This is a genomic window from Brevundimonas sp. GN22 (assembly GCF_054824005.1).
The window spans coordinates 21,093-31,230 of sequence record NZ_JSYD01000020.1; the positions used below are offsets into that span (position 1 = coordinate 21,093).

A 10,138-nucleotide genomic window follows, 5' to 3' on the forward strand; every position below is an offset into this window, starting at 1 on the left:
CTTTTTGTTTGCTCAGGCGCGGTGGCTTAGGGCCACTTCACCAGTGGCGGCATCGAGGACAGGATCGACTCGGTGTTACCGCCGGTCTTCAGGCCGAACATGGTGCCACGGTCGTACAGCAGGTTGAACTCGACATAGCGGCCACGTCGGATCAGCTGCTCTTCGCGCTGTTCCTCGGTCCACGGCTCGTGCATGCGGCCCGCCACGATGTCGGAATAGACCTTCAGGAAGTTCTTTCCGACGTCCTGCGTGAAGGCGAAGTCCTCCTCGAAGTCACCGGTGTTGTGGTGGTCATAGAAGATGCCGCCCGTACCGCGCGGCTCGTTGCGGTGCGGCAGGAAGAAGTACTCGTCGCACCACTTTTTGTACTCCGGATAGTATTCCGGATCGTACTTATCGCACGCGTCCTTCATCGCCGCGTGGAAGGCGATGGTGTCCGGGTGATCGTCGCGGCGGTCTGCGTTCAGCACCGGCGTCAGATCGCCGCCGCCGCCAAACCAGTTCTCGGTGGTGGCGATGAAACGGGTGTTCATGTGCACAGCCGGAACATTCGGGTTCACAGGGTGGCAAATCAGGCTGATGCCGGTCGCGAAGAAGCGCGGGTCCTCAGAAGCACCGGGGACATTCTTGGCGTAGTCAGTCGGAAACTCTCCGAACACGGTCGAGCAGTGGACGCCCACCTTTTCAAACAGGCGGCCCGACATCATGCCCATGACGCCGCCGCCGCCCGCAGCGCGGTCCCAAGGGGTGCGTACAAAACGGCCAGCGGTCTCGCCGTACAGTTCGGCAGGGGCGGCGTCTTCCAACGCCTCGAAACCGGCGTGGATCTGATCGCGCAGGCTTTCAAACCAGACGCGGGCGCGTTCGCGACGCTCGTTCATCAGCTCGGGAGTAATTTCGGTCATGAGGGCTTCAACCACGATGCAGGCTCGGTGAACAGTCCGAGGATGCGCGTCTGATGCCGCAGGTGATCAGTTTCCACCTTGATCTGGATCAGACAAGGTTTCGCACGCGGGCAGTTTCCTCGGAGGCGTGGCTGTGCCAGCGTGCGGGCCAGTGATTTTATGGAGGGGATACCCATGATGCGCAAACTGATGATGGTGGCAGCGGCCACCGCAGCGCTGCTGCCGGCGATTTCGGCCCAGGCCCAGACGGCACCTGTGCGCAGCCACGCTGCGACGGAAGCTCATGTGCGCCAGATTTTGCGCCGAACGCCGCTGATCGACGGCCACAACGACCTGCCGTGGGCCTTCCGTCAGGGCTATCAGAATGATGTGCACGGGGTGGACCTGACGAGTGATCTGTCGATGAGCACCCGTTTGCATACCGACATTCCGCGCCTTCGCGAGGGCGGTGTAGGGGGCCAGTTCTGGTCGGTCTATGTTTCGGCCAACATGAGCCAGCTCGAAGCGGCCAAGGCGACGTTCGAGCAGATCGATACGGTCAAACGCATCGTCGCGGGCTATCCGCAAACCTTCGAGATCGCCACCACGGCAGACGACATTGTGCGCATCCACCGTCAGGGCAAGATCGCCAGCCTGATTGGTATGGAAGGCGGCTATTCCATCGACGACAGCCTTGGCCTGCTGCGCGAGTTCCGCCGCGCGGGCGCGCTGTACATGACGCTGACCCATTCCAAATCGACCAATTGGGCCGACTCGGGCACGGACGCGCCGAAGTGGGGCGGGCTGAACCCGTTTGGCGAAGAAGTCGTCAAAGAGATGAACCGCATTGGCATGATGGTGGACCTAAGCCACGTCTCGGCAGAGACCATGCGCGATGCCCTGCGCGTTTCCGAAGCGCCGGTTATCTTCTCGCACTCGTCGGCGCTGGGCGTGACGGCACACCCGCGCAACGTCCCCGACGACGTTTTGGCGCAGATGAAGGACAATGGCGGCATCGTCATGGTGACCTTCGTACCCGGCTTCATCAGCGAGCAGGTCCGCGAATGGAGCTCGCGCCGTGCGGCAGAGGATGCCCGTCTCAAGAGCCTGAACCCCGGTGATCCAGATCGGGTCAAACGCGAGATGGATCAATGGATTGCGGCCAACCCGATCCCGCGCGCGACGCTTCAGGACGTTGTGGCGCACATCCAGTACGTCCGCGACAAGGCGGGCATCGACCACGTCGGTCTGGGCGGCGATTTCGATGGCGTGGACAGCCTTCCGGTGGGGGTAGAGGCGGTGGATGCCTATCCGCGTATTCTGGCCCAGCTGATCCAGAACGGCTGGACCGATGCCGACATCCGCAAGCTATCCGGCGAGAACATGCTGCGGGTCATGCGTCAGGTGGAATCGGTTGCTGCCCGTAAGCAGGGCGAGCGTCCAAACCTGTCTCGCATGCCGCAGCAGTAAGGGCGGGGATATGGGAAACGCCGTGACCAAGCTATGCGCCATTAGCGCGCTGATTGGTGCCGCATCCGTTGTTGCGGCGTGCGCTACAACCCCTGCAAAGCAGAGGGTCGAAAGCTATGTGGACATCGAGTGCACCTTGGCTCCGGACCGAAAGCCTGTCGATTGTGTCGTGGTAGAGGAAAACCCGACGGGTTACGGTTTCGGTGCCGAGGCCATGGCAGTCATTATGCGCGGCACTCTGAGTTCTGCTTCTGCCTCGAGCGTGGTGCAGAAGTTCCGTACGCGAATTAGAATTTCGACCGATGTCGAAAACCACGAATCGACGGGTAGGGCAGAAGGCCGATCGCGCGTCCGAGAAATCCATCGGCAAGGCTCGCTTGCCGGATAATGATTTTTTTGTTGAGCGTCCCCCGATGAAAAAGGGAGCCTGATTTCAGGCTCCCTTTCTTACTTCGTGGATTGGAAATGTCCGGTCTGGCGAAGGCCTTCCCAAAGGGTGATGCCCGCGGTGACCGACAGGTTCAGCGAGCGAGCATTGGCCTCCAGCGGGATGATAATCCGCTCGTCCGCAGCATCGTGGACGTAGTCGGGCGCACCCGCACTTTCCTTGCCGAACAATAGGATATCATCGTCTCTAAAGGCGAATTCGGCCATCGACGTCGCTCCCTTGGTCGTCATCAACAGCAAACGACCCGGCGGCTTGTCGCGCAGGAAATCTTCCCAACTGTCATGACGGGTCATGTGGGAGAGGGGACCGTAATCGAGCGCAGCGCGCTTCATTGCACGGTCGTCAAAAGTGAATCCGGTGGGCTCGATCACGTGCAGTTCGACGCCGAAACAGGCGCTGAGACGGATACATGCCCCCACATTCTGCGGGATATCTGGTTGAAAAAGGGCGAGACGCATTCTAAGGCCCACTCATACGCGCGGGAGAGGGCCTTGTCGTGTCTTTTGTTGCGACCGCTTCTCAAGTTGCTTTTGCGACTTGAGATTGGGGTGGTCTAAACCAAGGCAGGATGGCAAAGCTTTGTTTTCCGCTTGTGAAGGTTCATGCCGACTGGACGTCCCGCATGCGTGCGGGAGGCTGATCGGATTGCAGAGGTGATACGCGTGGCCGAATCGGTCGTGAATCCTGAGGGCCCTGAAGGCCAAAACGGTGGTGGCGAAGCTACTCGCCGCGACTTCATTCATATCGCTGCGGGCGCTGCCGCGGCGGGCGCAGGCGCGATGATCGCCTGGCCGCTTATCAACCAGATGAGCCCGGCTGCCGATACGCTGGCCTTGGCATCGATCGAATTCGATCTGTCCAAGGTTCAGGAAGGCCAGCAAGTGGTCATCAAGTGGCAAGGCAAGCCGGTGTTCGTGCGCTATCGCACCCCGGCCGAGCTGGCCAAGGTCACCTCGGAAGGTGCCGTTGGCTCGCCGCCGCAGACCGACGTGGAGCGCACCAAGGCCGGTCACGAGAAATATCTCGTGGTCGTTGGCTCGTGCACCCACTTGGGCTGCGTGCCGACCTTCAACGCCGGTGATTACGGCGGTTGGTTCTGCCCGTGCCACGGTTCGCACTACGATGCATCGGGTCGTATCCGTAAGGGTCCGGCACCGCTGAATCTGGTCGTACCGAACTACGAATACCTGTCCGATACCCGCGTTAAGATCGGCTGAGGACGTACCGAGGACCCATGAGCAATCACGAATCCACTTACGTCCCTAAAACCGCGATTGAGCGGTGGCTGGACACCCGTCTGCCGATCGTCCGTTTCGGCATGGACTACGCAAATCTTCCGACGCCACGTAACCTGAACTACTGGTGGACCTTCGGCGGCATTCTGGCGATCTGCCTGATGACGCAGATCATCTCCGGTATCGTTCTGGCGATGCACTACACCCCGCACATCGGCCTGGCTTTCGCCTCGGTCGAGCGCATCATGCGCGATGTTCCGGGTGGCTGGCTGATCCGTTACGTGCACGCCAATGGCGCGTCGATGTTCTTCATCGCCGTTTACCTGCACATGCTGCGCGGCCTCTACTACGGCTCGTACAAGGCACCGCGCGAGATGATCTGGATCATCGGTTGCGTGATCTTCTTCCTGATGATCGCCACCGCCTTCCTCGGCTACGTTCTGCCGTGGGGCCAGATGTCGTTCTGGGGTGCTGAGGTCATCACCAACCTGATCGGTGCTATCCCGGTTGTTGGTGAGCCGATCCTGATCTGGCTGCGTGGCGGTCCGGCGATCGACAATGCGACCCTGAACCGCTTCTTCTCGCTGCACTACCTGCTGCCGTTCGTTATCGCGGGTTGCGTGGTTCTGCATCTGTGGGCTCTGCATGCTGCCGGTCAAAACAACCCGGTCGGCATCCTGATCCCGAAGGACCGCGAGAAGAAGGACATGCTGCCGTTCCACCCGTACTTCACGGTCAAGGACGGTTTTGCCATCATCCTGTTCTTCATCCTGTTTGCCGTGTTCGTGTTCTACAACCCGAACGCTCTAGGCCACGCCGACAACTACATCCCGGCTAACCCGCTGCAGACGCCGGCCCACATCGTGCCGGAGTGGTACATGCTGCCGTTCTACGCGATCCTGCGCGCTGTTCCGGACAAGTTCGGTGGTGTCGTGGCTATGTTCGCAGCTATCGGCATCCTGTTCGTCCTGCCGTGGATCGACCGTTCGTCGGTACGTTCGATGCGCTACCGTCCGACCATGAAGATCTTCTTCGTGATCTTCCTGTTCGTCTGCTTCGGCCTCGGCTGGTGCGGTGCACAGCTTCCGGACGCTCCGGTCATCCCGGGCATGCCGAGCTTCACCCTACTGGATGGCAAGCTGAACTCGTACCTGTGGCTGACCCGTCTGTTCACCCTGTACTACTTCGCCTTCCTGGGTCCGATCATGTTCTTCGTTGGCCTGAAAGAGAAGCCGCTGCCGATCCCGGCATCGATCTCCGAACCGGTCCTCAAGACTGAAGCTGAGAAGGCCTGAGCCCGATGAGCAAAGAGAAAAAGATCGTGTCTTTCCGTAAGATCCTCGTCTCGGCCATTGCGGCTGCGGGTATCGTCGCTGTGGCATCTCCGGCGCTGGCCGCCGGTGGTGCCAAGCACCCGCGCGATGGTGGCTTCAGCTTCGAAGGTCCGTTCGGCACCTTCGACCAGGGCCAGCTGCAACGCGGCTACAAGGTCTATCGCGAAATCTGCGCGTCCTGCCACGGCATGGACCACCTGCACTTCCGTAACCTTGGCGACAAACACGGCCCGTTCTGGAATCCGAAATACCCGAACCCGAACGACAACCCTGTCGTGAAGGCTCTGGCCAAGGAACTGCAGGTTGCCGATATCGATTCGGAGACCGGCGAGGCGCTGATGCGTGACGCCACGACCGCAGACAAATTCCCGAACCCATATCCGAACGCCACGGCGGCTGCGGCTGCCAACGGCGGTGCGGCTCCGCCGGACCTGTCGGTGATGGCCAAGGCCCGTCACGACGGTGCCAACTACATCTACTCGCTGCTGTCGGGTTATGTGGCTCCGCCCAAGGGTCTGAAAATGGCTCCGGGTCAGAACTACAACCCGTACATGGCCGGCGACCTGACCCCGTTCTGGGAAGGCGAAGGCCATGCACCTCCGGGCGGCTTCATTGCCATGCCGGCTCCGCTGCGCGCCGGTCAGGTGAGCTACGATGACGGCACCGAAGCGACCGTCGACCAAATGTCGAAGGACGTTGCGGCCTTCATCATGTGGGCTTCCGAGCCCAAGATGGTTGAGCGCAAGCAGGCTGGTTTCGGCGTACTGATCTTCCTGATCCTGTTCGCCGGTATCACCTACGCTTCGTACCGCAAGATCTGGAAGGGCGTGGCTCACTAAGCCACCCGCTCCGGTGAAAAGATTGGCCCCGCTGACCGTCCGGTTGGCGGGGTTTTTCTTTGCCTTTGCGCCGACTGCGCTTAACGTCCCGCCATCTTATTGTTGCGGAGGGTAGGCCCCATGCGCCTGTTTACGACGGTTGCCAGCTTGGCGTTGAGCGCGGCTTTAATGTCGGGAGGTGCGATGGCGCAGTCGGTCTTCGACACCGCCCGTATATCCGAAGACATTCGCATCCTATCGGACGACAGCTTCGAGGGCCGCGGCATCGCAACGCCCGCCGAGCAGAAGGTCATCGATTTCCTAAGCCAGCGCTTTGCCGATGCCGGTTTTGCACCAGGCGGCGAAAACGGCGGCTGGACGCAAGCTGTCACCCTGAACCGTATCGCGTCGTCGAACGTGCGCGCTGCGCTGAAGCAGGGCGGGGAGGTCACGCCGCTGACGCAGGGCCAGCAGGTCACCATCAGCTCGCGCCTGCCGGGTAGTGATGTCGAACTGAAAGACGTCCCGCTGGTGTTCGTCGGCTATGGCGTGAATGCGCCCGAGCGCGACTGGAACGACTTCAAGGTCGATGTGCGTGGCAAGATCATCGTCGTGCTGGTGAACGATCCGGATTTTGAAGAGCCGGAACTCAACACCTTCGGCGGTCGGGCCATGACCTACTATGGCCGCTGGACCTACAAATATGAGGAGGCCGCCCGCCAAGGTGCGGCCGGCGTCCTGATCGTCCATGAGGACAGGCCCGCTGCCTATGGCTGGACGACGGTCGTCAACTCCTGGACCGTGCCGCAGTTCGACATCGTGCGCGCCGATCCGGCCAAGGAACGCGTTCCGGTCGAAGCCTGGATCCAGCGCGATGCTGCTGAAAAACTGTTCGAGGCGGCAGGCGTCGATTTCGAAGAGCAGAAGAAGCTGGCCCGCAGTCCCGATTTCCAGCCCGTCGACCTCAAGGCGACGATGGACGTCAGCTTTGACGTCGCTTCCAGCCAGATCGTGACCCACAACATCGTCGCCCGTCTGGAAGGCTCCTCGCGCCCGAACGAGACGATCCTTTACGGCGGTCACTGGGACCACATCGGCATCGCAACCGATGAGGGCGTAAACGGCGACAAGATTTTCAACGGTGCCGTGGACAACGCCTCGGGTACTGCTGCGTTGATCGAACTGGCCCGCCAATATGGCGCAGGTCCGAAGCCGGAACGCTCGATCGTCATGGTCGCGTTCACGGGCGAAGAATCGGGTCTGTTGGGTTCGGAGTATTATGCGGCCAATCCGCTCTATCCGCTGGAGACGACGGTCGCAGGCTTCAACATCGACGCCGCCAACGTCTATGGCCGCAAGGACAAGCTGAACATCACGGGCTTCGGTCACTCCGATCTGGATGACCGCCTCACGCAGGTCGCAGCCGCGCAAGGGCGCGGGATTGTGCCGGATGCAGGTGCTGCGGCCGGTATCTATTTCCGTTCGGACCACTTCCCGCTGGTGCGTCGCGGTGTGCCGATGGCCTATGTGAACTCGGCCGGTGACTACGTCGACGCGCCGATCGAGCCGCGGATCGCCGCCGCTGCCGAGTACGGCCGTATCGGCTATCACCAGGTTGCCGATGAATGGAGCGCGGACTGGGATCTGCGCGGCATGGCGCAAGACATGGAAGTCGTTTACGAGGCGGGCAAAGCACTGGCGAATTCGACCGACTGGCCGCAATGGAAGCCCACGTCGGAGTTCGCCGCTGTTCGTGCCCAATCCGAGGCGCAGCGTCCCTGACCGGACGTAGAAATATCGCAGGGCAGTTCGTGGGGGACTGTCCTGCAACCGAACCGTTCGCCTTGGCGCGGTTGTGGCATTGCTAGGAGGCCAAATGCCCAAATCCTTTCTTCGTGGCGTAGCGCTTGCCGCCCTCGTGTTCGTATCGGCTCCGGCCTTCGCGCAGGACTTCGAGGCGCAGCGTCTGTCGGACAGCATCCGTTTGATCAGCGCCGATGACTTCCAAGGCCGCAAGCCCGGCACCATTGGCGAGGAAAAGACCCTCGCCTGGCTGCAGGCCCAGTATGAAGCCATGGGCATGAAGCCGGGTGGTCGTGATGGCCAGTGGCTGCAACAGATCGACCTGCTGCGCCTGACCCCGAAGGCCGACGCTGTTGTGTCCGTTTCCAGCGCAGGCGGTGCGGCGACCTCGATTGCGCCAGCTGATGGCCTGACCGTCCGTGCCATCAACACGGCGGGTCTAGCGGACGTTGCCAATGCTCCGGTTGTTTTCGCCGGCTACGGCATCACCGCTCCCGAGCGGGAGTGGGACGATTATGGCGATACGGATGTGACCGGCAAGGTCGTAGTCGTCATGAGCGGCTCGCCGTCGTTCGGTAGCGAGTATCGCCGCTTCTATGCTCAAGAAGCGTACAAGGCCGACGAGGCGTTCCGCCGTGGCGCGGTGGCGATCATTACGGTCCAATCGGACTTTGCCCGCTCGCTGTCGCGCGCAGGTCGCCAACAGACCCTTAGCCCCGGTTCGGCTGAACTGCAATTCAAGGGCCAGTTGTCGGCTGAGCTGGCCAAGAGCTGGGGCATCGGCACCGTTGCAGAGGAAGCGCTCGATGCAGGTGCATTCAAGGCCCGCGCCCTGCCGCTGACCCTCTCGGTGAAGGCCGAGGAAACCAAGGACATTCTGGTCACGCACAACCTGCTGGCGCGACTGGAAGGCAACGAGTTCCCTGACGAGACCATCGTCTTCAGCGCACACTGGGATCACGTCGGCACCAACGATCATCCGGGCGACAACGTCTTCAACGGCGCATGGGACAATGCCTCGGGCACCGTCGGCGTCGTAGAAATGGCCCGCGAGTTCGCCAAGGCCGGCCCGTCCAAGCGTTCGGTCGTGTTCCTGCACGCCACCGCCGAGGAAATGGGTTTGCTGGGTGCCTATGGCTATGCGGCAGACCCCATCTATCCGCTGGCGACTACCGTGGCCGATATCAACATCGATATGTTGCCGCTGTCGGGTCCGACCCGCGATGTGCCGATCTTCGGCAAGGGCCAGAACACGCTGGAAGACATGCTGGACGTGTTGGCCAAGGCCGAGGGGCGCTACGTCTCCGACGACGGCCAGCCGGAGCAGGGCTTCTACTACCGTTCGGACCACTTCCCGTTCGCCCGCGCGGGTGTTCCGGCTCTGATGCCTTGGCACGGTGTGGACTTCGTGGACGGTGGCATCGAGGCTGGCAAGGCGGCTTGGCAGGAGCGTTTCGCTCGCGTCTATCACAAGCCCACCGACGAATGGTCCGAGGATCTCGACTTCACATCGGCGGTCGAGAACCTGACCCTGTTGTATCGTTTGGGCCGCGAACTGGCTGATAGCCGCGTCTGGCCGACGTGGAAGCCGGAGTCGGAGTTCGGTCAGGTGCGGGCACGCACCGACGCCGAGCGCGCCGACCCCCGCTAAGGCCATCTGCAGACGAAGAAGCCCTCCGCCAGATCGGCGGAGGGCTTTTCATGAGCGGCCTAGATCAGGCTGCGCTCAGCGCCTGTTCCAGATCCGCGATCAGGTCGTCGATATGTTCGATACCGACCGACAGACGCACGGTGTCTTCGGTGACGCCGGCGCGCTTTAGCTCTTCGGGCGAGAGCTGACGGTGCGTAGTCGAGGCCGGATGGCAGACCAGCGACTTGGCATCGCCGATGTTCACCAGACGGGTGAACAGCTTCACCGCATCCTGGAAGCGGGCACCGGCCGCGCGGCCACCCTTGACGCCGAAGGTCAGCAGACCCGACGCCTTGCCGCCAAAGTATTTCTGGATCAGGCCGTGCGAGGCGTGGTCCTCAAGACCGGCGTAGTTCACCCATTCCACCTTGGGGTGGGCCTTCAGCCATTTGGCGATGGCGGTGGCGTTCTCGACGTGGCGATCCATACGCAGCGCCAGCGTCTCTAGCCCTTGCA

At 61.7% G+C, this 10,138-nt stretch carries 9 protein-coding genes; 6 read left to right on the forward strand and 3 right to left on the reverse strand.

Features of this window, described 5'->3' with window-relative positions:
- Positions 1–26: 26 nt before the first annotated feature.
- A complete protein-coding gene (gene hemF, locus OB03_RS03595) occupies positions 27–881 on the reverse strand; it encodes an oxygen-dependent coproporphyrinogen oxidase (protein ID WP_427846584.1) in 855 nt (284 codons plus the stop codon).
- Positions 882–1,079: 198 nt separating this feature from the next.
- Here hemF and OB03_RS03600 point away from each other — a divergent pair, with 198 nt between their 5' ends.
- Entirely contained in the window at positions 1,080–2,354 is a 1,275-nt protein-coding gene (locus OB03_RS03600) for a dipeptidase (protein WP_461343259.1), read from the forward strand.
- 447 nt (positions 2,355–2,801) lie between these two features.
- Here OB03_RS03600 and OB03_RS03605 read toward each other — a convergent pair whose 3' ends face one another.
- A complete protein-coding gene (locus OB03_RS03605) occupies positions 2,802–3,260 on the reverse strand; it encodes a tRNA (cytidine(34)-2'-O)-methyltransferase (protein ID WP_461343260.1) in 459 nt (152 codons plus the stop codon).
- A gap of 204 nt (positions 3,261–3,464) precedes the next feature.
- On the opposite strand from OB03_RS03605, the gene petA reads away from it, so the two are divergent.
- The 5 genes from petA to OB03_RS03630 all read left to right on the forward strand — a co-directional run bounded on the left by petA (position 3,465) and on the right by OB03_RS03630 (position 9,643).
- A complete protein-coding gene (gene petA / locus OB03_RS03610; protein ID WP_427846581.1) occupies positions 3,465–4,019 on the forward strand; it encodes a ubiquinol-cytochrome c reductase iron-sulfur subunit in 555 nt (184 codons plus the stop codon).
- Between the two features lie 17 nt (positions 4,020–4,036).
- On the forward strand, positions 4,037–5,332 hold the full coding sequence (locus OB03_RS03615) for a cytochrome b (protein ID WP_242914348.1): 1,296 nt from the start codon (positions 4,037–4,039) through the stop codon (positions 5,330–5,332).
- 5 nt (positions 5,333–5,337) lie between these two features.
- Complete coding sequence (locus OB03_RS03620; RefSeq protein ID WP_461343261.1) at positions 5,338–6,210, forward strand: cytochrome c1; 873 nt, start codon at positions 5,338–5,340, stop codon at positions 6,208–6,210.
- A gap of 120 nt (positions 6,211–6,330) precedes the next feature.
- Positions 6,331–7,971: a M28 family metallopeptidase gene (locus OB03_RS03625; RefSeq protein WP_242914346.1), complete on the forward strand. Its 1,641-nt coding sequence runs from the start codon at positions 6,331–6,333 to the stop codon at positions 7,969–7,971.
- A gap of 94 nt (positions 7,972–8,065) precedes the next feature.
- Positions 8,066–9,643 (forward strand): M28 family peptidase, encoded by a 1,578-nt coding sequence (locus OB03_RS03630; protein WP_461343262.1) that lies wholly within the window; start codon positions 8,066–8,068, stop codon positions 9,641–9,643.
- Positions 9,644–9,707: 64 nt separating this feature from the next.
- On the opposite strand, the gene OB03_RS03635 is transcribed toward OB03_RS03630, so the two are convergent.
- The coding region (locus OB03_RS03635) for a PLP-dependent transferase (RefSeq protein ID WP_461343263.1) at positions 9,708–10,138 on the reverse strand (431 nt) is incomplete at its 5' end.